At 71.6% G+C, this 20,890-nt stretch carries 20 protein-coding genes; 12 read left to right on the forward strand and 8 right to left on the reverse strand.

Translation table 11 applies throughout. From position 1 onward, the window contains the following. Positions 1-50: 50 nt before the first annotated feature. Positions 51-1,397: an oxygen-independent coproporphyrinogen III oxidase gene (gene hemN / locus MMB17_RS15680; RefSeq protein WP_241099468.1), complete on the forward strand. Its 1,347-nt coding sequence runs from the start codon at positions 51-53 to the stop codon at positions 1,395-1,397. A 99-nt stretch (positions 1,398-1,496) separates the two neighbouring features. Further along, positions 1,497-2,309, forward strand: coding sequence for a universal stress protein (locus MMB17_RS15685; protein ID WP_241099469.1), 813 nt, complete (start codon positions 1,497-1,499; stop codon positions 2,307-2,309). Positions 2,310-2,339: 30 nt separating this feature from the next. On the opposite strand, the gene MMB17_RS15690 is transcribed toward MMB17_RS15685, so the two are convergent. Beyond that, the gene (locus MMB17_RS15690; RefSeq protein WP_241099470.1) at positions 2,340-3,077 is read right to left on the reverse strand and encodes a Crp/Fnr family transcriptional regulator; all 738 of its coding nucleotides are present in this window, start codon (positions 3,075-3,077) and stop codon (positions 2,340-2,342) included. Between the two features lie 282 nt (positions 3,078-3,359). Between MMB17_RS15690 and MMB17_RS15695 the strand changes: the two genes are divergently transcribed. The 8 genes from MMB17_RS15695 (at position 3,360) to MMB17_RS15730 (ending at position 12,137) form a co-directional block, all read left to right on the forward strand. Beyond that, positions 3,360-4,469, forward strand: a complete 1,110-nt coding sequence (locus tag MMB17_RS15695; protein WP_241099471.1) for a hypothetical protein — start codon at positions 3,360-3,362, stop codon at positions 4,467-4,469. A gap of 361 nt (positions 4,470-4,830) precedes the next feature. Further along, positions 4,831-5,940, forward strand: a complete 1,110-nt coding sequence (gene leuB / locus MMB17_RS15700; protein WP_238312869.1) for a 3-isopropylmalate dehydrogenase — start codon at positions 4,831-4,833, stop codon at positions 5,938-5,940. A gap of 159 nt (positions 5,941-6,099) precedes the next feature. Beyond that, complete coding sequence (locus MMB17_RS15705; RefSeq protein ID WP_241099472.1) at positions 6,100-6,714, forward strand: anthranilate synthase component II; 615 nt, start codon at positions 6,100-6,102, stop codon at positions 6,712-6,714. 55 nt (positions 6,715-6,769) lie between these two features. Then, positions 6,770-7,795, forward strand: a complete 1,026-nt coding sequence (gene trpD, locus MMB17_RS15710; RefSeq protein ID WP_238312866.1) for an anthranilate phosphoribosyltransferase — start codon at positions 6,770-6,772, stop codon at positions 7,793-7,795. A 10-nt stretch (positions 7,796-7,805) separates the two neighbouring features. Next, entirely contained in the window at positions 7,806-8,651 is an 846-nt protein-coding gene (gene trpC / locus MMB17_RS15715; RefSeq protein ID WP_241099473.1) for an indole-3-glycerol phosphate synthase TrpC, read from the forward strand. Continuing rightward, entirely contained in the window at positions 8,651-9,136 is a 486-nt protein-coding gene (gene moaC / locus MMB17_RS15720; protein WP_238312862.1) for a cyclic pyranopterin monophosphate synthase MoaC, read from the forward strand. Before trpC ends, moaC begins: the two co-directional genes overlap by 1 nt. Positions 9,137-9,179: 43 nt before the next feature. Continuing rightward, entirely contained in the window at positions 9,180-10,406 is a 1,227-nt protein-coding gene (locus MMB17_RS15725) for a molybdopterin molybdotransferase MoeA (protein WP_241099474.1), read from the forward strand. 108 nt (positions 10,407-10,514) lie between these two features. Continuing rightward, positions 10,515-12,137: an ABC-F family ATP-binding cassette domain-containing protein gene (locus MMB17_RS15730; RefSeq protein ID WP_238312857.1), complete on the forward strand. Its 1,623-nt coding sequence runs from the start codon at positions 10,515-10,517 to the stop codon at positions 12,135-12,137. Between the two features lie 36 nt (positions 12,138-12,173). Here MMB17_RS15730 and MMB17_RS15735 read toward each other — a convergent pair whose 3' ends face one another. The 6 genes from MMB17_RS15735 to MMB17_RS15760 form a co-directional block, all read right to left on the reverse strand. Further along, the gene (locus MMB17_RS15735) at positions 12,174-12,692 is read right to left on the reverse strand and encodes a hypothetical protein (protein ID WP_238312855.1); all 519 of its coding nucleotides are present in this window, start codon (positions 12,690-12,692) and stop codon (positions 12,174-12,176) included. 151 nt (positions 12,693-12,843) lie between these two features. Then, positions 12,844-13,743: a sigma-70 family RNA polymerase sigma factor gene (locus MMB17_RS15740; RefSeq protein ID WP_238312853.1), complete on the reverse strand. Its 900-nt coding sequence runs from the start codon at positions 13,741-13,743 to the stop codon at positions 12,844-12,846. Next, the gene (locus MMB17_RS15745) at positions 13,733-14,200 is read right to left on the reverse strand and encodes a carboxymuconolactone decarboxylase family protein (RefSeq protein WP_238312850.1); all 468 of its coding nucleotides are present in this window, start codon (positions 14,198-14,200) and stop codon (positions 13,733-13,735) included. The genes MMB17_RS15740 and MMB17_RS15745 overlap by 11 nt, the downstream gene beginning before the upstream one ends. Positions 14,201-14,323: 123 nt before the next feature. After that, a complete protein-coding gene (locus tag MMB17_RS15750; RefSeq protein WP_241099475.1) occupies positions 14,324-15,112 on the reverse strand; it encodes a VOC family protein in 789 nt (262 codons plus the stop codon). A 58-nt stretch (positions 15,113-15,170) separates the two neighbouring features. Next, positions 15,171-16,691, reverse strand: a complete 1,521-nt coding sequence (gene trpE / locus MMB17_RS15755; RefSeq protein ID WP_238312846.1) for an anthranilate synthase component I — start codon at positions 16,689-16,691, stop codon at positions 15,171-15,173. A 10-nt stretch (positions 16,692-16,701) separates the two neighbouring features. After that, complete coding sequence (locus tag MMB17_RS15760) at positions 16,702-18,609, reverse strand: peptidylprolyl isomerase (RefSeq protein ID WP_241099477.1); 1,908 nt, start codon at positions 18,607-18,609, stop codon at positions 16,702-16,704. A gap of 255 nt (positions 18,610-18,864) precedes the next feature. Between MMB17_RS15760 and tpiA the strand changes: the two genes are divergently transcribed. Continuing rightward, entirely contained in the window at positions 18,865-19,626 is a 762-nt protein-coding gene (gene tpiA, locus MMB17_RS15765) for a triose-phosphate isomerase (protein WP_241099478.1), read from the forward strand. Positions 19,627-19,849: 223 nt separating this feature from the next. On the opposite strand, the gene MMB17_RS15770 is transcribed toward tpiA, so the two are convergent. Continuing rightward, positions 19,850-20,047: a hypothetical protein gene (locus MMB17_RS15770; RefSeq protein ID WP_238312841.1), complete on the reverse strand. Its 198-nt coding sequence runs from the start codon at positions 20,045-20,047 to the stop codon at positions 19,850-19,852. Between the two features lie 299 nt (positions 20,048-20,346). On the opposite strand from MMB17_RS15770, the gene secG reads away from it, so the two are divergent. Next, entirely contained in the window at positions 20,347-20,787 is a 441-nt protein-coding gene (gene secG, locus MMB17_RS15775) for a preprotein translocase subunit SecG (RefSeq protein WP_241099480.1), read from the forward strand. Positions 20,788-20,890 lie beyond the last annotated feature (103 nt).

A 20,890-nucleotide genomic window follows, 5' to 3' on the forward strand; every position in this document is an offset into this window, starting at 1 on the left:
CTTGCGCTGAATCAAGGCGTCGCCGCGGGGCGGGGCGCACCCTGCGGCCCATGAACGACGAGCTTCTCGCCCGCTACGACGGGCTGCGACTGCCCCGCTACACCAGCTACCCCACCGCCCCGCATTTCACGGAGGCCGTGGACGGCGCCACGCGGATCGCCTGGCTCGCCGCGCTGCCGGAGGAGACGGACCTCTCCCTCTATCTCCACGTCCCCTTCTGCGCGGCGCTGTGCCTCTATTGCGGCTGCCACACCACCGTGGTGCGCCGCTACGACCCCGTGGCCGCCTATGCCGATCTCCTCGTACGGGAGATCGCGATGACCGCGGCGGCGGGCGCGCCGCGCGGCCCGGTCACCCACCTGCACTGGGGCGGCGGCACCCCGACCCTGCTGAGCGGCGGCGACCTGCGGCGCGTCATGCGGGCGATCGGCCGCCATTTCAGGCTGGCGGACGCTGCGGAGATCGCCGTGGAGATCGACCCGCGCAGCCCCGGCGACGTGGACGCGCTCGCGGCGATCGGCGTCAACCGGGCGAGCCTCGGGGTGCAGAGCTTCGATCCGAAGGTCCAGGCTGCGATCGGCCGGGAGCAATCCTTCGCGCAGACGCGTGCGGCGGCGGAGCGCCTGCGGGCGGCGGGCATCGCCCGCCTCAACCTCGACCTGATGTACGGCCTGCCCCACCAGAGCGCGGAGAGCCTGGCCGAGACCACGACCCGGGCGCTCGCCCTCGATCCCGACCGGGTCTCGCTGTTCGGCTACGCCCATGTCCCGGCGATGAAGCGGCATCAGGCCCTGCTGCCGGCCGAGGCCCTGCCGGACGGGCCGGCCCGGCTCGCGCAGTTCGAGGCCGCCGCGGCCTGCCTGTCCGCGGCCGGCTACGTCCGGGTCGGGCTCGACCATTTCGCCAAGGCCGCCGACCCGCTCGTGGCGGCGCTGGAGGCCGGCGCGCTCCGGCGCAATTTCCAGGGCTACACCACCGATGCGGCCCCGGCCCTGATCGGCTTCGGGGCCTCCGCGATCTCGGCCCTGCCGCAGGGCTACGCGCAGAACGCCGCCACGGTGCCGGCCTATGCCCGCCTGATCGAGGCCGGACGGGTGCCGACCGTGCGCGGCCTCGCCCTCACCGCGGAGGACCGCCTGCGCCGCGCCGTGATCGAGCGGCTGATGTGCGATTTCGCGGTCGATCTCGACGCGGTCTGCGCGGAGCACGGCGTCGCCACCGACCTGTTCGCGACGGAGCTCGCCCGGCTCGACGCCCTCTGCGGCGACGGGCTGGCGCACCGCGACCGGGAACGGATCGCCGTGACGGAGGCGGGGCGCCCCCTGGTGCGGGTCGTCGCCGCCGTGTTCGACGCGCGCCTCGCCCGGGCCCCCGCGACGCATGCGCCCGCCCTCTGACGGCGGACCGTCACGATCCTTGCGCTGGATCAAGGTACCCGCACCCCGCGGCGGCGAGGATGCCGCATCGTTCGACAGGCACGGCTGCGGGAGGCAATCATGAGCTACGCCAACATCCTGGTCTCGGTCGATCTCGACGGGGCGACGGCCGACCGGATCCGGCTCGCCGCGGGGCTCGCGCGGCGCTTCGCGGCGACGCTGACCGGTGCCGCCGCCGAGAAGGTGCCGGCCCCGACCCTGGTGCGGGACGTCCAGGACGCGGAACGGCAGGAGCGCGACAACGAGGACGAGGTGCGGGCGGTGCTGGAACAGGCCCAGGCCCTGTTCGCCCGCTGCGTCGAGGAGGGAACCCGGACCGACTGGCGGCCGGCTTTCGCGGGGCCGATCACGCATCTCGTCGAGCAGGCGCGGGCCGCCGACCTCGTCGTGGTGGGCCGCCGGGGGCCCATGGACGAACCGCCCGGCGCGCTCGGGGTGCCCCCCGGCCCGATCCTGATGGAGGCCGGCCGCCCGGTGCTGGTGGTGCCGCCCTGCATCGAGCATCTCAGGGGCGCGCGCATCGTCGTGGCCTGGAAGGACGGCCTCGAGGCGCGCCGGGCCGTCTCCGCGGCGCTCCCCTTCATCCGCGAGGCGGATCAGGTCTTCGTCGCCAGCACGGGCGAGGGCGCCCGCTACGAGGGGGCGGAGGACGTGGCCGCCCATCTCGCCCGGCACGGCGCGCCCGTCACGACCCATCTCCTGCGCACGATCGTGAGCGACGGCGACGAATTGCTGCGCTTCGCCCAGAAGCAGGACGCCGACCTCATCGTGATGGGCGCCTACGGCCATGCGCGCCTGCGCGAATGGCTGTTCGGGGGCGTCACCCGCGACATCCTCCAGCGCAGCCCGATCCCCTGCCTGATGTGCCATTGAGGGGGCGCGGCCCCCTCGGCACGGGGGGCGTCAGGCGGCGGCGAGGCTTTCCAGCCGGCCGCCGTCGAGCAGGCGCACGCCGCCGGGCACGATGAGGATCGCCTTCTCCCGGTCGAGGCGGGTCAGCATGCGGCTGACCGTCTCGATGGTGAGGCCCAGATGGTCGGCGATGTCCTGGCGCCCCATCGGCAGTTCCAGGGTCACGGATGTCTGGCCGAGATGGCCGTAGCGCTCGCGCAGGCTCAGGAGGAAGCTCGCCACCTTCTCCTCGGCGGTGCGGCGGCCGAGCAGCATCATGTGATCCTGCGCGAGGGTGAGCTCGTAGCCCGCCCGCTCGTGCAGGCGCTGCAGCAGATGCGGCTTGTCTGCGACCAGGGCCGCGAAAGAGCGCTTCTCGAACCGGCAGAGGCGCACCGGGCCGAGGGCTTCCGCGGTGACGGTGAAGCGCGCGGGGAGGGCGAGGCCGAGAAAGTCTCCGACCATCGCGAAGCCCATGACGTGCCGTCGCCCGTCCGGCAGCAGCCGCGACAGGCGCAGCATGCCCTCGGTCACGTTGTAGACCGCGTTCGCGTCGTCGCCCTGGCGGAACAGCGCGTGCCGCGGATCGAGGTGGATCTGCTGACTCAGCGCCTCCAGCAGGCCGAGCTCCTCGCCGGTGAGGGCGGCGCAGACGCTCACCAGGCGGACCTGACACTCGGCACAGCTCGCCTCCGAGCGGTGATGCGTGCAGACATGCCCGGCACCGGGCGGCTCGCCTGTCGTCTGCATCGGAAGGATCCTGCCCGCGCGGGCCCGGTCGGCCACGAGAACCGATAGCTGATCGGCTGTGGCGCAGATCGCAAGCGAAAACTCGCGACGGGACCGGCGCGGGACATCGAAGAACGCCCGACAGGCCGGATCGCGCGGGACGATGGGCAAGCCTCGACCCGCGAACGACCCGGAGGCCGCCTGGAGATCACGACAGAAATAGGAATTTCTACATAAATAGGATGACAAACTTAATCGTCGCCGCTAAGCAAATTTTCCTGAAACCGTCCAGGGAATCGGCGCATGCGGCAGCCCGAAGGTCAAGCGAACGAGAGCCTCGGAAACGCGATCCTACGAGCGGGAGGACTGATCGCCGAGGCGAATTTCGGTCTGAGGCTCATCCGTGCGCAGCGGAGCGTGCAAAGAAAATATTCTCCCGACCAACCCCGCGCGCCGGCCGGCGAGCCGAACGGGGGCCAATGGATCCCGGGCGACGGCGCAGGATCGTCCGACACGTCCGCGAGCGGCGAGGACGCCGCGGCCGGCGACGGCGAGACACGCCAGGAGACGGTGACGGAGGACGGCACCCGCGTCCTCACGATCCGGGTCCGCCCGGGCGCCCGCGAATGGGACGAGCAACACCTCATCGTCGCGCCGGACGGCGAGAGCCGGATCGTCGAGACCGCCGGCTGGACGCAGACCATCCGCGACGGCGCGACCGGCGCGATCCTCGGCCGCAGCACCTTCACGCCCCGGGGCGCCGAGCCCGAGGCCGTCGTCGATCCGGCCTTCCTCTTCGCCGCTCCGCTCCTCGTCCCGGCGACGATCGAATTCATCGGCGTGCTCGCCGTCGTCCTGGCCGCGCGCAAGGACCGCTTCAGGCGCGAGGACCGCTTCAGCCGGGTTGTGGTCGGCCTGACCGCGCATCAGATCGTGCCCGGCGCCGACTTCAAAGCCCCCTCGGCCCTGTGGACCGGACGCCTCGAACAAGCCGACCTCGATCAGGCCTGCCCTCGCAACGGGGAGATCCAGTTCATCGCCAACGACTCCTATGCCCGCCTCAAGGCCAGCGGCCTGTATCGCACGCTCACAGAACTCGGCATTCTGACACATGCCGACATCGCTCGAAGGATCAGAGAAAAAGGCGATCCCAATCTCAAAGCCGAGGCTTCGTTCGTCGAGCCCAATCCCGCACGGGGCATCTTTCCCGGGCAAGAGGCACGGTACGGGGAAAAAGGATCGGTTCGCCTTGATGTCCTCGAACGGACGAGACCCGGCACGGTCTGCGTCTACGATTTCAAGACGGCCAATGCCAAAATTGGATCGCTCAGAGCCATTGAGCTGGCGACCATTGTACAAAAGCACTACCCAGAGACAAACCGAATCATCATCATTCAAATGAAACCCGAATAACAACTCAAATTATATCAAAATATTTTTTAACACTTAATGAGATACAGGCCGGATCTTTTCCTGCTGGCGGAGGCCTCGACCTCCGCCCCCTCGGCTTCGCGCTGACGGGTCTCTCCTTCGACGGGGGATCGACCGCCGATCACTGAGGATTGGCGGTTCCAAGACTTCCCTCCCTCCTGGCGGACGATCATGGAAACGGCCTCCGACCCGCCACCCCGCTTGAACTCTCCCCGACCCGGCGGTATCGCCACCCGCCCCTCGCATCGCAACCGTCAGGCGTGACATCCCGAGGGACGCGCCATCCAGGGCGCCGCCCGGCGGCCCCGGCGCCCGACACGCCGCCCAGGGCCGGAACGCCGCCATGACCACCTACAAGCTCCTGCTCCTCCCCGGCGACGGCATCGGCCCCGAGGTGATGGCCGAGGTCGAGAAGGTCCTTGGCTGGCTGTCCCGGCGCGGGCTCGCCACCTTCGAGACCGAGACCGACCTCGTCGGCGGCAGCGCCATCGACGTGCACGGCAAGCCGCTGGCCGATGCGACCCTGGCCAAGGCCGATGCGGCCGACGCGATCCTGCTCGGCGCCGTCGGCGGCCCGAAATGGAACGGCGTCGCCTACGACATCCGCCCGGAGGCGGGCCTGCTGCGCCTGCGCAAGGATCTCGGCCTGTTCGCCAATCTCCGCCCGGCGATCTGCTACCCGGCGCTGGCCGAGGCCTCCGCGCTCAAGCGCGACCTCGTCGAGGGCCTCGACATCATGATCGTGCGCGAGCTCACCGGCGGCGTCTATTTCGGCGAGCCGAAGGAGATCACCACGCTGCCGGACGGCTCGAAGCGCGCCGTCGACACCCAGGTCTACACCACCGCCGAGATCGAGCGCATCGCGCATGTCGCCTTCGACCTCGCCAAGAAGCGCTCCGGCCGCGTCGCCTCCGCGGAGAAGCACAACGTGATGAAGTCCGGCGTCCTCTGGAAGGAGGTCGTCACCAAGGTCCATGCCGACCATTACCCGGAGGTCGCGCTGGAGCACGTGCTCGCCGACAACTGCGCCATGCAGCTCGTGCGCCGGCCCAAGCAGTTCGACGTGCTGGTGACCGACAACCTGTTCGGCGACGTGCTCTCGGACGTCGCGGCCATGCTCACCGGCTCCCTGGGCATGCTGCCCTCGGCCTCCCTGGGCGCGGTCGACGCCAAGGGCACCCGCAAGGCGCTCTACGAGCCCGTGCACGGCTCCGCCCCGGACATCGCCGGCAAGGGCTTCGCCAACCCGATCGCGATGATCGGCTCGCTGGCCATGTGCCTGCGCTATTCCTTCGGGCTCGGCGAGGCCGCCGATCTCGTGGAGCGGGCCATCACCCGCACCCTGGCCGCGGGCGTCCGCACCCGCGACATCGCGGGGGAGGGGGCGACCCCGGTGAGCACCGGGCAGATGGGCGACGCCATCCTGCGCGAGCTGGAGACGGCCGCGGGCTGAACGGAGCGGGCGGAGGACGCGGCAGGGAGGCGGCGGGCGCCGGGGCGCCCGCTTGACTTCCCGCGCCCCCGCCGTCACGCCATCGGCACCACGACCGGTCGCCGCCTCCCCCTCGGAAGCACGGCAGGGTCCGGCGGCCCGGCGCGCGGCAACGAACGAATGTCCAACGTCCTCGTCATCGACAACTACGATTCCTTCACCTGGAATCTCGTCCATCTGATCGGGCCCCTCGCCGGCGCGATCGCGGTGGAGCGCAACGACGCGATCACGATCGACGGCATCCGGGAGCGGGCGCCGGACGCCATCGTGCTCTCGCCCGGCCCCTGCACGCCGACGGAAGCCGGGATCTGCCTCGACGTGGTGAAGGAGCTCGGATCCGAGATCCCGATCTTCGGCGTCTGCCTCGGCCTCCAGACCATCGGCCAGGCCTTCGGCGGCGACGTGGTGCGCGCGCCCGCGCCCATGCACGGCAAGATCTCGACGATCGCGCACGAGGCCAAGGGCATCTTCCGCGGCATCAACGGCGGCTTCGAGGCGACGCGCTACCATTCCCTCGTGGTGGACCGCGCCACCTGCCCGGAGGTGCTGCAGGTCACCGCGGAAGCCGACGGGCTGATCATGGGGCTGCAGCACGCCACGCTGCCGGTGCACGGGGTCCAGTTCCACCCCGAGAGCATCCTGTCGCGCCACGGCGGCCAGATTCTGAAGAACTTCCTCGACATCGCCGCCGCCTGGCGGGCCACCCGTGACAAGGGCGCCCCCGGCGTGCATTGAGGACGCCTCCGTCTCCTCCCCCGCGGGAGGGGAACACGCGGTTGATCCTGATCCGATGGATTCCTTCAAGCCCCATCTCGCCAAGGTCGCGACCGGCGCCGCCCTCAGCCGCGCGGAAGCCCGGGCCGCCTTCGACGACCTGCTTTCCGGCGAGGTCACCCCGGTCCAGGCCGGCGCCTTCCTCACGGCCTTGAAGGTGCGCGGCGAGGGCGTGGAGGAGATCGTCGGCGCGGTCTCGGCCATGCGGGCGCGGATGCTGCCGGTCGCGGCGCCGGAGGAGGCCATCGACATCGTCGGCACCGGCGGGGACCATTCGGGCAGCTACAACGTCTCGACGCTCGCCGCGATCGTCACCGCCGCCTGCGGCGTGCCGGTGGCCAAGCACGGCAACCGCGCCGCCACCTCCCGCTCCGGCGCGGCGGACGTGCTCGCCGCCCTGGGCGTGAAGATCGGCCTGCCGCCGCCGGCGCTCGCGCGCTGCCTCGCCCAGGCGGGCCTGTGCTTCATGTTCGCGCAGACGCATCACGGCGCCATGCGCCATGTCCAGCCGGTGCGGCTGGAACTGCCCTTCCGCACGATCTTCAACATGCTGGGCCCGCTCTCGAACCCGGCCGGCGTGAGGGCGCAGGTCTTCGGCGTGTCGCTGGCCGCCTGGGCCGAGCCGCTGACGCAGGTCCTGTCCGAGCTCGGCAGCCGGCGGGTCTGGACCGTGCACGGCTCGGACGGGCTCGACGAGATCACCACCACCGGCCCCACCGCGGTGGTCGCCCTGGAGGACGGGCGCCTCTCCCGCTTCAGCATCGACCCGCGGGAGGTCGGCCTGCGCCTCGCCACCCTCGACGACCTGCGCGGGGGCGATCCCGCGCACAACGCCGCCGCCCTCGGCCAGGTGCTGGAAGGCGCGCGCAACGCCTATCGCGACATCGCCGTTCTCAATGCGGGCGCGGGCCTCGTGGTGGCGGGCGCCGCCGGCACCCTCGCCGAGGGCGTGGCGCGGGCGGAAGCCGCCCTCGATTCCGGCGCCGCCCGGGCCACGCTGGCACGGCTCGTCGAAGTCTCCAACGACGCCTCGGACGCCTGAAGGGAATCCCATGGACGATATCGTCGCCGACGTGACCGCCCAGGCCCCGGAGCGGGCGAGCGTGCTGGCCCGCATCGAGGCCTACAAGCGCCGCGAGATCGCCGAGGCGAAGCTGCGCGTGCCGCTGGCCAAGCTCGAGAAGAAGGTCGCGGAAGCCGATCCGCCCCGCGGCTTCGCCGATGCCATCGCCCGCACCATCGCGGGCGACCGCCCGGCCCTGATCGCCGAGGTGAAGAAGGCCTCGCCCTCCAAGGGTCTGATCCGCGCGGATTTCGACCCCGCCGCACTGGCGAAGGCCTACGAGAAGGGCGGCGCCACCTGCCTCTCGGTGCTCACCGACGCCCCGTCCTTCCAGGGGGCGCCGGAATACCTGATGGCGGCGCGCGCCGCCTGTGCCCTGCCGGTCCTGCGCAAGGACTTCATGTTCGAGCCCTACCAGGTGTTCGAGGCCCGGGCCTGGGGCGCCGACTGCATCCTCGTCATCATGGCCTGCCTCGACGACGACGAGGCCGCGGCCCTGGTCGAGACCGCCCACGACCTCGGCATGGACGTGCTGGCCGAGGTGCACGACGCGGAGGAGCTGGAGCGGGCCATTCCCCTCGAGACCCGGCTCGTCGGCGTGAACAACCGCAACCTCAAGACCTTCGAGGTCTCCTTCGAGACCGCGATCCGCCTGAAGCCCGGCATCCCCTCCGACCGCATCGCGGTGGCCGAGAGCGGCATCGGCTCGCATGCGGAGGTCAAGCGCCTGCGCGCGGCCGGGCTCGACACCATCCTCGTCGGCGAGAGCCTGATGCGGCAGGCCAACGTCACCGCCGCCACCCGGACCCTGCTCTTCGGGGACGAGACGCGCTGATGGGCGAGCTGACCCATCTCGACGCGGCCGGCGCCGCCAACATGGTCGACGTCTCGGAGAAGGCGGCGACCACCCGCACCGCCCGGGCCGAGGGCCTTGTGCTGATGCGGCCCGAGACCCTGCGGCTGATCCGCGAGGGCGATGCCAAGAAGGGCGACGTGATCGGCACGGCCCGGCTCGCCGGCATCATGGCCGCCAAGCGCACCCACGAGCTGATCCCGCTCTGCCATCCCCTGCTCCTCACCAAGGTCCGGGTCGAGTGCGAGCCGGACGAGGCACTCCCCGGCCTGCGCGTGGCGGCGGAGGTGAAGGTGACCGGCCAGACCGGCGTCGAGATGGAGGCGCTCACCGCGGTCTCGGTGGCCTGCCTGACCATCTACGACATGGTGAAGGCCGCCGACCGGGGCATGCGCATCGAGGGCATCCACCTCGTCTCCAAGGAGGGCGGCAAATCCGGCACCTGGCGGGTCGGAGAGGCGGAGTGACGCCCCTGCGCCTGCGGTCCGGCACCGCTCCGGGAGCCCACCCATGAGTCTGCTCCCCGTCGCGGAGGCCCTGGCCCGCATCCTCGCCGCCGTCCCAGGCCCGGTGGAGGCGGAGACGGTGAAGCTCGCGGACGCCGCCGGCCGCACGCTGGCCGCGGACGTCCCGGCGCTCCGCACGCAGCCGCCCTTCCTCACCTCCGCCATGGACGGCTACGCCGTGCGCGCGGCGGATGCGGGGCAGGTTCCGGCCCGGCTGAGGCTGATCGGCACCAGCGCCGCCGGCCACGGCTTCGCGGGCAGGCTCGGCCCGGGCGAAGCCGTGCGCATCTTCACCGGCGCGCCGGTGCCGGAAGGCGCGGACGCGATCCTGATCCAGGAGAACGCCACCGCCGCGGGCGAACACGTCGTCGCCGACGAGCCGGTGGCGGCGGGCCGCTTCCTGCGCCCGGCCGGCCTCGATTTCCGCGAGGGCGACACGCTCCTGACCGCGGGCGACGCCCTGAGCGCCCGCAAGCTGGCGCTCGCCGCCGCGGGCGGCCATCCGACCCTGTCCCTGCGCCGCCGCCCCCGGGTCGCGGTGCTCGCCACCGGCGACGAGCTGGTGCGGCCGGGCGAGCCCGCACGCTGGGACCAGATCGTCGCCTCGAACGGCCTCGCGGTCGCCGCGCTCGCCCGCGAGGCGGGGGCGGAGATCATCGACCTCGACATCGCCGGCGACTCGATGGAGGCCCTCGACGGCGCCATCGGCCGGGCGGTCGCGGCGCAGGCCGACCTGCTGGTGACCCTGGGGGGCGCCTCGGTCGGCGACCACGACCTCGTCCAGGCGGCCCTGCGCAAGGCGGGGATGGAGCTCGGCTTCTGGAAGGTGGCCCTGCGCCCCGGCAAGCCGCTCATGCATGGCCGCCTCGGCCGCATGCTGGTGGTCGGCCTGCCCGGCAACCCCGTCTCCGCCATCGTCTGCGGCCTGCTCTTCGTGGTGCCGGCGATCCGCGCCCTGCTCGGCGACCCGCGCGCCGGAGCCGACCGCTCCGAGCCGGCGCTGCTCGGCCGCGACATGCCGGCGAACGACCAGCGGCAGGACTACCTGCGCGCCCGCCTCGACACGGCGCCGGACCGGCTGCCCGTGGCCACGGCGGAGAACCGGCAGGATTCGTCCATGCTCGCGGTGCTCGGCCAGTCCGAGGCCCTGCTGATCCGTCCGCCCCACGCGCCGGTCGCCCAGGCGGGCGAGCCCTGCCGCATCATCCGCCTCGACCGCCGGCTGCTCTGAGCGGCCGGGTCCTCCCCCGGGAGGGGCAGCCCGGCGCAGGCTCGCCTTCCGCTCGCGCCGTCCATGCCGTAAGGCCCCGGTCCAGACCTCCCGGGACAATGCGGACGCATGATACGCCTCGAAAAGATCGGCAAGCAGAACGGCCGGCAGCTCGTCTTCGTCGAGGCCACGGCGTCCCTGCAGAAGGGCGAGAAGGCCGGGCTCGTCGGCCCCAACGGCGCCGGCAAGACCACCCTGTTCCGGATGATGACCGGCCAGGAGCAGCCCGACGAGGGCCAGGTCGCCAGCGATCGCGGCATCACCATCGGCTATTTCAGCCAGGATGTCGGCGAGATGTCCGGCCGCTCCGTGGTCGCGGAGGTGATGGACGGCGCCGGCCCCGTCAGCGTGGTCGCGGCCGAGCTCAAGGAGATCGAGCAGGCGCTCGCCGATCCCGACCGGGCCGACGAGATGGAGGCGCTGATCGAGCGCTACGGCGAGGTCCAGGCCCGCTTCGAGGAGCTCGGCGGCTACGCCCTCGAAGGCCGCGCCTACGAGGTGCTCGCCGGCCTCGGCTTCTCCCAGGAGATGATGGACGGCGATGTCGGCCGCCTCTCGGGCGGCTGGAAGATGCGCGTGGCGCTCGCCCGCATTCTGCTGATGCGCCCCGACGTGATGCTGCTCGACGAGCCGTCGAACCATCTCGACCTCGAGAGCCTGATCTGGCTGGAAGACTTCCTCAAGGGCTATGACGGCGCGTTGATGATGACCTCGCACGACCGCGAGTTCATGAACCGCATCGTCACCAAGATCATCGAGATCGATAGCGGCCAGCTCACCACCTATTCGGGCGACTACGCCTTCTACGAGCAGCAGCGGGCGCTCGCGGACACGCAGCAGCAGGCGCAGTTCGAGCGCCAGCAGGCGATGCTGGCCAAGGAGATCAAGTTCATCGAGCGCTTCAAGGCGCGCGCCTCCCACGCGGCGCAGGTTCAGAGCCGGGTGAAGAAGCTCGACAAGATCGAGCGGGTCGAGCCGCCCCGCCGCCGGCAGACGGTCGCCTTCGAGTTCCAGCCCGCGCCGCGCTCCGGCGACGACGTCGCCATGCTGAAGGGCGTGCACAAACGCTACGGCAGCCGCGTGATCTACGAGGGGCTCGATTTCTCGATCCGGCGCAAGGAGCGCTGGTGCGTGATGGGCGTGAACGGCGCCGGCAAGTCGACCCTGCTCAAGCTCGTCACCGGCACGGCCGAACCCGATACCGGCAGCGTGACGATCGGGGGCAGCGTGAAGCTCGGCTATTTCGCCCAGCACGCCATGGACCTGCTCGACGGCGACCTGACCATCTTCGAGGACCTGGAATCGAGCTTCCCCCAGGCCGGGCAGGGCTCGCTGCGGGCGCTCGCCGGCTGCTTCGGCTTCTCCGGCGACGACGTGGAGAAACGCTGCCGCGTGCTCTCCGGCGGCGAGAAGGCGCGCCTGGTGATGGCCAAGATGCTGTTCGACCCGCCGAACTTTCTCGTGCTCGACGAGCCGACCAACCACCTCGACATCGTCACGAAGCAGATGCTGATCGGGGCGCTGGCGCAGTTCGAGGGGACGATGCTGTTCGTCTCCCACGACCGGCACTTCCTGGCCGCGCTCTCGAACCGCCTGCTGGAGCTGACGCCCGACGGCATCCACCAGTATGGCGGCGGCTACACCGAATACGTCGCCCGCACCGGCCAGGAGGCCCCGGGGCTCAGGAGCTGAGGCCCGAGGCCGGCGTCGCGCGGAAGCGGAGGGCGCCTATTCCTCGTCCTGCGGGTCAGCGGCGTCGTGATCCGGCGCCTCCTCCTCTTCATCGCCCGGCGCGTCGGGGGCGATCGGCCCCTTGCGGGCGGTGTAGAAGTCGCCGTTGCGAACGGCCTCGCCGCCGGACACCATCATGCTGAGATAGGTGTTGAGCGTGGCCGGCGCGACGTCGTGAAGCCGCCGCTGGATGTCGGCCTGCGAATATCCCTGCGGGCCGGCCTCCTCGAGCAGGACCTTGAGGCGGCCCTTCGCGGAATTGGCCCGCGGGCCGCGGCTGCCGCGGCCGGAGGAGGCCCGGGCAGCCGGCGCCCGGCCGGGCGCGGGCGCGCCGTCGAAGCCTCCGGCGAAGCTCACATCACCCTCGGCAACGCCCTCGACCAGAGCAGCCAGGGACTTTTCCGCCTGACGCAGCTTGCCGAGTTCGGTCGCGACGCGGTCATACTCGCTCTGCAACTCGTTCAGGCGCTGCCGGACATCGGCGAGAGCGCGCGCGAGCGTATCGTCTTGCATCATTCCTCAGCGAAACCGTGGCAGCGACGGGAAGAGGCTTGAGCCACAACAAGTCTGGCCCGTCAACGGCGATCGCCTGGTCCTGTTTCGTGTCGAGGCGGCCCGCGGCTCACTCTGGTTTTTCCGGCTTTCTCTCGTCGTCAGCGTCACGAGGTCATCCGAGCACGAGGCCGTTTTCAGTCTTCTGCGGGCCGATGAGGCGGGCCACGTGACCCAGCTTGTCCGGATTGCGGGTGATCAGCACGAGGCGGATCACGCCGTCCTCGACCACGAGGGCCGTGGTCTGGAGCACGCCGTCGCGCTCCTCCGAGATGTAGCCCGGCCATCCGTCGATACGGGCGGGCCGCAGGAAGCGGCCGGGCGTCTTCAATTTGCGGTGCAGCCCCGCATAGAGCCGGAGGGTGCGCTCGCGCCCCACGATCGGGTTGAGGAAGGCCAGGACCTTGCCGCCGCCATCCGCGCGCAGGACGACGTCCTTCGCCAGCATCGCCCGCAGGGTCGCGACGTCGCCGCTGCTCGTCGCCGCGAAGAAGGCCCGGGCGAGCCGCTCGCCCTCCTCGGGGGCCAGGGCGTAGCGGGGACGACCGGCCCGGACATGCTTGCGCGCCCGCGCAGCGAGCTGGCGGACCGCCACCCCGTCGCGCTCCAGGGTGACGGCCACCTCAGCGAGCGGCACACCGAACACGTCGTGCAACAGGAAGGCCGCCCGCTCCAGCGGCGAGAGCCGCTCGAGCGCCAGCATCAGGGGCAAGGTCAGGTCCTCCGCCGGATCCTCGGGCGACTCCTCGATCAACGGCTCCGGCAACCAGGCGCCGACATAGGTCTCCCGCCGCGCTCGGGCGGACTTCATCACGTCGAGGCAGAGCCGGGTGACGATGCGCGTCAGGTAGGCCATGGGCGCGGCGACGGCGTCGCGGTCGGCCTGCCGCCAGCGCAGCCAGGCATTCTGGACCACGTCCTCGGCCTCGGCGAGGGAGCCGAGCATGCGATAGGCGAGGCGGATCAGCCGCGGCCGCTCCGCCTCGAAGATCGCCGTTCCGGCGTCAGGCGGCATGGCGCGAGAGGTCGTGGGCGTGTTCCGCCCGCAGGCCGACCTGCAACCGGTTCCACAGATTGATCGCCCCGATCTGCAGGGTGAGCTGCACCAGCTCCGCCTCCGTGAACTGGGCCTTCGCCAGGGCGAAATCCGCGTCCGGCGCACCGGTCTCGGTGAGACGCGTGAGCGCCTCCGTCCAGGCGAGGGCGGCGCGCTCCCGCTCCGAATAGAGCGTGGAGTCCCGCCAGGCGTCGAGGAGATAGAGGCGGAGCTCGCTCTCGCCGTGCTTGCGGGCATCGGTGGCGTGCATGGCGATGCAGAAGGCACAGCCGTTGATCTGCGAGGCGCGCAGCTTGACGAGCTCGAGCAGGGCCGTCTCCAGGCCGCCCGCGCGGATGGCGGCCTCCACTTGCATCATGGCCTTCAGGGGATCGGGGGCGAGGGCGAACGGGTCGGCGATGCGGGCAGTGGTCATGGTGTCTCTCCGGGTTGTCCTGTCGGATCCGCCGGAAAGACGAGGGGGAGCGGCCGGATGTGACATGGGCGGAGAAAAAACGTCGTCCTGCCGCCGGTGGCGGCGCAGGACGACGCCTCGGCGCTAGGCGCCGGCCCGCGGCCCGACCACGGCGAAGTTCGCGCCCTGCGGGTCGGCGGCCTGGACGATCCACATGCCCCCGGGCACCTCCATCGGGCCGTTGAGGATGGCGCCGCCATGCGCGCGGATCCGCCCGGCCGCGGCCTCGATCTCCCCGGCGACGATGTAATAGAGCCAGAACGGCGCGGGCGGGCTCGACAGGCTCATCATGCCGCCGGTGGCCATGCCCTCGGCGGGCGCGTCCGGCGCATGGAAGAGCTGGTAGATGCCCATCGGGCCGATCGCGATGGCCTGCCCCTTGGTCCAGCCGAACAGGGCCTCGTAGAAGGCGAAGGCCGCCGGCCAATCCGTCGCGTAGAGCTCGTGCCAGCCGAACAGGCCCGGCGTGCCGGGCGCGGGCCTGGGCGGCGGGGCGCCGTTCCCGCGAAAGAGCACCAGCTTGGCGCCCTGCGGATCGGCGATCACCGCGAAGCGGCCGATCTCGGGGATGTCGTCGGGCGCGCGCACCACCTGCCCGCCGAGGCGCTCGGCCTCCGCCGCCTTGGCATCGACATCGGCCACGGCGACGTAGCCGATCCAGCCGGGACGGCAACCTTCCGCCTGCATCGCCTCGGGCATCGCCATGATCCCGGCGAGGCGGTGCTCGCCGAGGCAGGCGAGGGTGTAGCGCATGGCCGGATGCCCGGCATCGACCAGACCCCAGCCCGCGACCTTGCCGTAGAAGACCTCCGCCGCCTTCGGGTCGGGGGTCATCAGCTCGTACCAGACGAAGCTGCCTTCAAGGTTCGCCATCGCATCCTCCCCGCGCCGTGGCCATCCGGGGAGGCAGTCTAGCCGAGGACGGAGCGCGCTACTGCCCCCGCTTCGCCCGGCTCGCGAACTGCACCGCGTCCTCGGCCGCGCGGAACAGGGCCTTGGCCTTGTTCACGCATTCCTGCTGCTCGGAATGCGGATCGGAATCGTAGACGATGCCGGCACCCGCCTGCACATGCATGCGGCCATCCTTCACCAGGGCCGTGCGCAGCACGATGCAGGTGTCCATCTCACCCCGGGCGCCGAAATAGCCGATGCAGCCGCCATAGGGGCCGCGCTTCTCGCGCTCCAGCTCGTCGATGATCTCCATGGCCCGCACCTTCGGCGCGCCGGAGACGGTGCCCGCGGGAAAGCCGGCGGCAAGCGCCGAAAGGTTGTCCTGGGCCGGATCCAGATCGCCCTCGACGTTCGAGACGATGTGCATGACCTGGGAATAGTATTCGAGGAAGAAGGAATCCGTGACGCGCACGCTGCCGATCCGCGAGACGCGGCCGACATCGTTGCGGCCGAGATCGAGCAGCATCAGGTGCTCGGAGCGCTCCTTCGGATCGGCGAGCAGCTCGTCGGCCAGCGCCCGGTCCTCGGCCGGCGTGGCGCCGCGGCGGCGCGTCCCGGCGATCGGACGGATCGTGACCTTGCCGTCGCGGACGCGGACGAGGATTTCGGGGGAGGAGCAGACGAGCTGGAAGGCTTCGAAGTCGAGGTAGCAGAGGAAGGGGGCCGGATTGGTCCGCCGGAGGGAGCGGTAGAGCGCGAGGGCGGGCAGCGGGAAGGGCGCCTCGAAGCGCTGGGACAGCACGACCTGGAAGATATCCCCCGCGACGATATACTCTTTTGCCCGCGCGACCATGTCGAGGAAGGCCGCCGGATCGGTGTTCGAGACCGGCGCCGGCATGGTCAGGCCGCTGGCCTCGATCCGCGCCTCGATCGGCAACGGCCCCTCCAGCGCCTCGGAGGCTTTCTCCAGGCGCTCCGAAGCCGCCTCGTAGGCGGCTCTGGCGGAGACACCCTCCATCGGGCGGACCGGCGTGACCACGGTGAGCACATCCGCCACCGCGTCGAACACCACCATCACCCGGGGCCGCACCAGGATCGCGTCCGGCACGCCGAGGGGATCCGGGTTCGGCGCCCCCAGGCGCTCCATGGCCCGGACCATGTCGTAGCCGAGATAGCCGAACAGGCCCGCGGCCATGGGCGGCAGGTCGGCGGCGGCGCCCTCCGCGCCGACCGCGCTCTCGGCGATCAGCGCCCGCAGGGACTCGAGCGGCGCCCGCGCGTCGGGCACGAAATCGGACAGGCCGGGATCGCGGGCGATCTCCGGCTGGCCGTCCCGGCAGCGCCAGACGAGGTCGGGATCGAGGCCGATCATCGAGTAGCGGCCGCGCACGGCCCCGCCCTCGACGGATTCGAGCAGGAAGGCCGGCCCGGCATGGCCCGCCTTCAGCTTGAGGAAGGCGGCGACCGGCGTCTCCAGGTCCGCGACCAGGGTGAGGCTGAGGAGGCTCGCCCGGCCATCCGCGTAGGCGCCGGCGAAGGCGTCGAAATCCGGCTCGCGCATCGGTCCCGGGTCAGTATTCGCCGCCGAGCGCGCGGCGCAGGGCGGTCTGGTTCACGTTGACGCCGGCGCTCTTCTGAACGGCGGCGATGTACTCGTTGAGCACGTCGTCCTGCAGGGCGGTGCGGAAGTTCTTGGTGACCTGCCCGTCGGAGGGCGAGCCCGCCGTGAAGGCCGGCACCGTCGCCGCGCTCACCTTGAACACGGCGCGGTTGTCGCCGGAGGGGGCGGAGGCGGCCTTGCCCACGGGGGTGGCGAAGATGCGCTCGATCACGTCGTTGCCGAGCTCGTCCCGCGGCTGGTTGCGGGCGAGGTCGGTGACGGTCTTGGGCTGCGCGCCGGTGCCCTCGGCCACGGCCTCGATGGTCTCGCCCTTGTCGAGCCGCTCGGTCAGCTCCCGGCCCTTGGCCGCGAGGCGCTTGGTCACCTCCGCCGCCTTCCAGGCCGCGACCACCTCGTCGCGCACCGCGTCGAGGGGCTTGTCGTGGGCCGGCTCGATCTTGGCGACGTCGTACCAGACGTAGCCGCCGTTCTTGGTGCGCAGGGCCTCGCTGTCGCTGCCCATCTCGGAGCGGAAGGCCGCCTGCAGGGTGGTGTCCTTGTCCGGGATGCCCTCGACCGCCGTGCCGGACGGATCCTTGCCCGTGGCGTCGACCGCGGGGATCTCGACGAGGGGGAGGGTCTGCTCCTTGGCGATGTCGGCGAGCGACTTGGCGCCGGCCCGGGCATCCTCGATCGCGTCGTGCACGGTCTCGACGCTGTCGCGGGCGCGCTGCAGGGCGAGCGTCTTGCGGATCTCGTCCTTGGTCTCCTCGAAGGGCTTCACCGTCTCGGGCTGGATCGCGGTGACGCGCAGCAGCACGGTGCCGAAGCGGCCCTTCACCGGCTGGCTCACCGCGTTCTCCGGCAGGGCGAAGGCGGCCTCGGCGACGGCCGGGTCGAACAGCTCGGCCTTGGTCATGGTGCCGAGCGTCAGCTCCTTCGGGTCGATGCCGCGGGCGCCGGCCACCGCCTCGAAGGGCTGCTCACCGCTCTCGATCTTGCGCCGCGCCTCCTGGGCGGCGGCCTCGTCCGGGAAGGTGATCTGCTGGATCGTGCGGCGCTCCGGGCTGCCGTAGCGGGTGCGGTTCGCGTCGTAGGCCTTGCGCAGCTCCTCGTCGGTGATCGCCTCCGCCTTGGTCTTGGCCAGGGCATCGGGATCGAGCACGAGCAGGGTCAGCGCCCGGGTCTCGGGGGCGCGGTAATCGGCCTTGGCGCCCTCGTAGTAGCTCTTGACCTCGTCCTCGGAGGGGGCGGGGATCTCGCCGGCGGCGGAGGGCGGCAGCACCAGCACGGCGGCGGCGCGGCGCTCGGTCGAGTAGCGGTGCACCGCCTCGCGCAGGGCCTGGGGCACGGGCATCTCCGCCACCACCGCGTCGGCGAGCTGGAGGCGGGCGCCGACCGCGCGCTGCTCGCGCACGAACATCGCCTCGTTGATGCCGGCCCGCTGCAGCGCCTGGTAGAAGGTCAGGGCGTCGAACTCGCCGTTGGCGCCCTTGAAGGCCTGCTCCTCCTTGATCGCCCGCAGCACCGCCGCATCCGACACCGCGAGGCCGAGATCGGAGGTCTTCTGGTCGAGGGCGGCCTCCGTGATGAGCTGGGTGAGCACCTGCCGCTCGATGCCGAGCGCCCGGGCCTGGTCGGGGGTCAGCGCGCGCTTGAGCTGCTGCTGATAGCGGTTGACCTGCTGCTGATAGGCGGTGCGCACGGCCTCGGCCGAGATCGGCGTCTTGCCGACGGTGGCCACCGCCGTGCTGGAGCCGCCGCGGAAGAACTCCTCCACGCCGAAGATCGCCACGCCCGCGATGAGGAACGTGAAGATCACGGTGAGCACGATCTTGCCGAGCCAGTGCTGGCTGGCGGTGCGCATGGATTGGAGCATCGGGGGCCCGGTTCGTTGCCTCTCGCGAGCCCTCGCGCACCGTGGGCGCGCCGAGGGCGTCGTCTTTTGCGACCCGCGATAGACCATCCGGCCTGCCGCGGAAAGCCTGCCGCCCCGCTCCGCCCCGGCGACTGACGATTAGGGCCCAAGTGTCTGCACGGGCTGGCCCTCCGGCCAGGAGGAGCGTTTGCGCGCCCAAGCTCGCTCTGTTACCTCGGCCGGGCAAAAACAGCAGGTCCGGGAGACGGAAACACGATGGCGAGCGAGGGACGGCGTCCGCTGGTAGCCGGCAACTGGAAGATGAACGGCCTGCGTTCCTCGGTCGCGACGGTGGAAGCCCTGCGCGAGGGCCTGTCCCCGGCGCTGCTCGACCGGATCGACGTGCTGATCTGCCCGCCCTCGACCCTGATCGCCTCCTGCGTCGCCGCCGCCTACGGCTCGCCCATCGCCATCGGCGGCCAGAACCTGCATGCCAAGCCGAGCGGCGCCTTCACCGGCTCGATCTCGGCGGAGATGCTGGCCGATCTCGGGGCGCGCTACGTCATCGTCGGCCATTCCGAGCGGCGCGCCTATCATTACGAGACCGATGACGGCGTGCATGCCAAGGCGCTCGCCGCCCGCCGGGCCGGCCTGTGCGGCATCATCTGCGTCGGCGAGACCATGGAGGAGCGCCAGCAGGGCCGGGCGCTCGACATCGTGCGGGCGCAGCTCGCCATCGGCATCCCGAAGGGCGCCACCGCCGCGGATACGGTGATCGCCTACGAGCCGGTCTGGGCGATCGGCTCCGGCCGCACCCCGACCCCGAGCGAGATCGCCGAGGTCCACGCCTCGTTGCGCGAGATGCTCGACAAGATGGTGGGAGCCGAGGCGCACAAGATGCGCATCCTCTACGGCGGCTCGGTGAAGCCCTCCAACGCCCGCGAGCTGATGGCGGTGGCCAATGTCGACGGCGCCCTGGTGGGCGGCGCGAGCCTCGTCGCCGAGGATTTCCTGGGGATCTGCAACGCCTATGCGTGAGGGCTGAGGGTTTCCGAGGCAGAGCGGGTCGTTCGCCGCCTTTCCTCCCCACGGGGGAGGGGGCCCGCGAAGCGGACGGAAGGGGCGGCGCCGGGATCCCCGGCCCAAGTGCCGTGCCGCCCCCGCCACCGCGCGACCCGCAGCCCCCCTCGCCCCAAGGCGAGGAGAGCCCGGCTCGAACCGCAACGATCGTCCCGACGCCGCGCCGGGCCTCGCGAAAGAATCAGACCACGGCGGTGAAGCCCGCGCCGTTCGTGCCGGGGCCGAGGGCGCTGGGTTCGGGCTCGTCGGCGGTGAAGCCGGCCAGCCAGTCCGCGCTGTCCTGCGACCCGGCGCGGTAGGGATCGTCCTGATAGGTCAGGCCCGCCGCCTTGGCGGCGCGGCCCTCCTCGAACTTTTCCTGTGAGATCACGGCACTCATGGGCGTTGCCTCCGGTTGCCCCGCGCCGAACCAACGCCGCGGGGCGGCGTTGCGTGCCCGGCACGCAGGCACGAGACGCGATCACGGCTGCGTGCCCGGGGCGGGACCCGCGATCGGCAGGCCCCGGGAACCGGCGGCGCGGCGTGCGCGCCGGCCGCGCACTGGCGCCGGTTGGCGTAGGCCCCCATTTGCTGTAGGAGCCCGCCCATCGTGCGGTGGATGTTCGCGAGCATCTGCCGCCTCACGCGTTTCTCGAAGGCCAAGGCCGCGCCCCCGCGGAGCGGCCGCCCGGATCACCGATGCAGACCGTCCTGATCGTCGTCCACCTGATCATCGTGCTGGCGCTGATCGCCGTCGTGCTGCTTCAGCGCTCCGAGGGCGGCCTCGGCCTCGGCGGTGGCGGCAGCGGCGTCTCGGGCTTCATGACCGGCCGCGGCCAGGCCAACGCGCTCACCCGCGCCACGGCCATCCTCGCCGCCCTGTTCTTCACCACCAGCATCACGCTGGCGATCCTGGCCCATCGCAGCGGCCAGCCGCGCTCGATCCTCGACGGCGCCGGCACGACGCAGCCCGCCCCGCAGCAGCCCCAGGACGCCAATTCGCTCCTCGACACCCTGCGCAAGCAGGGCGGCGGCGAGGGCGCCCCGGCGAACCCGGCCCCGCAGGCGCCCGCGGCCCCGCCGCAGAGCGCCCCGGCCCCGGCGACACCGGCCGTGCCCGACGCGCCGCAGTCGCGCTGATCCCGCACGCCGATCCCGGCGACCGGCTTTCCGGCCGCCGGTCCCTTAGGGGGCCCTCTGCGCCCGGCGCATGCCGGTGCGGACCGGCCCCGAAACCTTGAGA

The organism is Methylobacterium organophilum, from assembly GCF_022533465.1.
Classification (GTDB): Bacteria; Pseudomonadota; Alphaproteobacteria; order Rhizobiales; family Beijerinckiaceae; genus Methylobacterium; species Methylobacterium organophilum.

Excerpts from the sequence above, each read along its gene's own strand:
- MMB17_RS15705 (WP_241099472.1), top strand. The coding sequence starts at position 6,100 with ATGTCCAACGTCCTCGTCATCGACAACTACGATTCCTTCACCTGGAAT.
- trpE (WP_238312846.1), bottom strand. The coding sequence starts at position 16,691 with ATGCGCGAGCCGGATTTCGACGCCTTCGCCGGCGCCTACGCGGATGGC.
- secG (WP_241099480.1), top strand. The coding sequence starts at position 20,347 with ATGCAGACCGTCCTGATCGTCGTCCACCTGATCATCGTGCTGGCGCTG.
- MMB17_RS15745 (WP_238312850.1), bottom strand. The coding sequence starts at position 14,200 with ATGACCACTGCCCGCATCGCCGACCCGTTCGCCCTCGCCCCCGATCCC.
- MMB17_RS15740 (WP_238312853.1), bottom strand. The coding sequence starts at position 13,743 with ATGCCGCCTGACGCCGGAACGGCGATCTTCGAGGCGGAGCGGCCGCGG.
- trpD (WP_238312866.1), top strand. The coding sequence starts at position 6,770 with ATGGATTCCTTCAAGCCCCATCTCGCCAAGGTCGCGACCGGCGCCGCC.
- MMB17_RS15690 (WP_241099470.1), bottom strand. The coding sequence starts at position 3,077 with ATGCAGACGACAGGCGAGCCGCCCGGTGCCGGGCATGTCTGCACGCAT.
- MMB17_RS15750 (WP_241099475.1), bottom strand. The coding sequence starts at position 15,112 with ATGGCGAACCTTGAAGGCAGCTTCGTCTGGTACGAGCTGATGACCCCC.
- tpiA (WP_241099478.1), top strand. The coding sequence starts at position 18,865 with ATGGCGAGCGAGGGACGGCGTCCGCTGGTAGCCGGCAACTGGAAGATG.
- MMB17_RS15695 (WP_241099471.1), top strand. The coding sequence starts at position 3,360 with ATGCGGCAGCCCGAAGGTCAAGCGAACGAGAGCCTCGGAAACGCGATC.
- MMB17_RS15725 (WP_241099474.1), top strand. The coding sequence starts at position 9,180 with ATGAGTCTGCTCCCCGTCGCGGAGGCCCTGGCCCGCATCCTCGCCGCC.
- MMB17_RS15730 (WP_238312857.1), top strand. The coding sequence starts at position 10,515 with ATGATACGCCTCGAAAAGATCGGCAAGCAGAACGGCCGGCAGCTCGTC.
- leuB (WP_238312869.1), top strand. The coding sequence starts at position 4,831 with ATGACCACCTACAAGCTCCTGCTCCTCCCCGGCGACGGCATCGGCCCC.
- MMB17_RS15770 (WP_238312841.1), bottom strand. The coding sequence starts at position 20,047 with ATGAGTGCCGTGATCTCACAGGAAAAGTTCGAGGAGGGCCGCGCCGCC.
- hemN (WP_241099468.1), top strand. The coding sequence starts at position 51 with ATGAACGACGAGCTTCTCGCCCGCTACGACGGGCTGCGACTGCCCCGC.
- moaC (WP_238312862.1), top strand. The coding sequence starts at position 8,651 with ATGGGCGAGCTGACCCATCTCGACGCGGCCGGCGCCGCCAACATGGTC.
- MMB17_RS15685 (WP_241099469.1), top strand. The coding sequence starts at position 1,497 with ATGAGCTACGCCAACATCCTGGTCTCGGTCGATCTCGACGGGGCGACG.
- MMB17_RS15760 (WP_241099477.1), bottom strand. The coding sequence starts at position 18,609 with ATGCTCCAATCCATGCGCACCGCCAGCCAGCACTGGCTCGGCAAGATC.
- MMB17_RS15735 (WP_238312855.1), bottom strand. The coding sequence starts at position 12,692 with ATGATGCAAGACGATACGCTCGCGCGCGCTCTCGCCGATGTCCGGCAG.
- trpC (WP_241099473.1), top strand. The coding sequence starts at position 7,806 with ATGGACGATATCGTCGCCGACGTGACCGCCCAGGCCCCGGAGCGGGCG.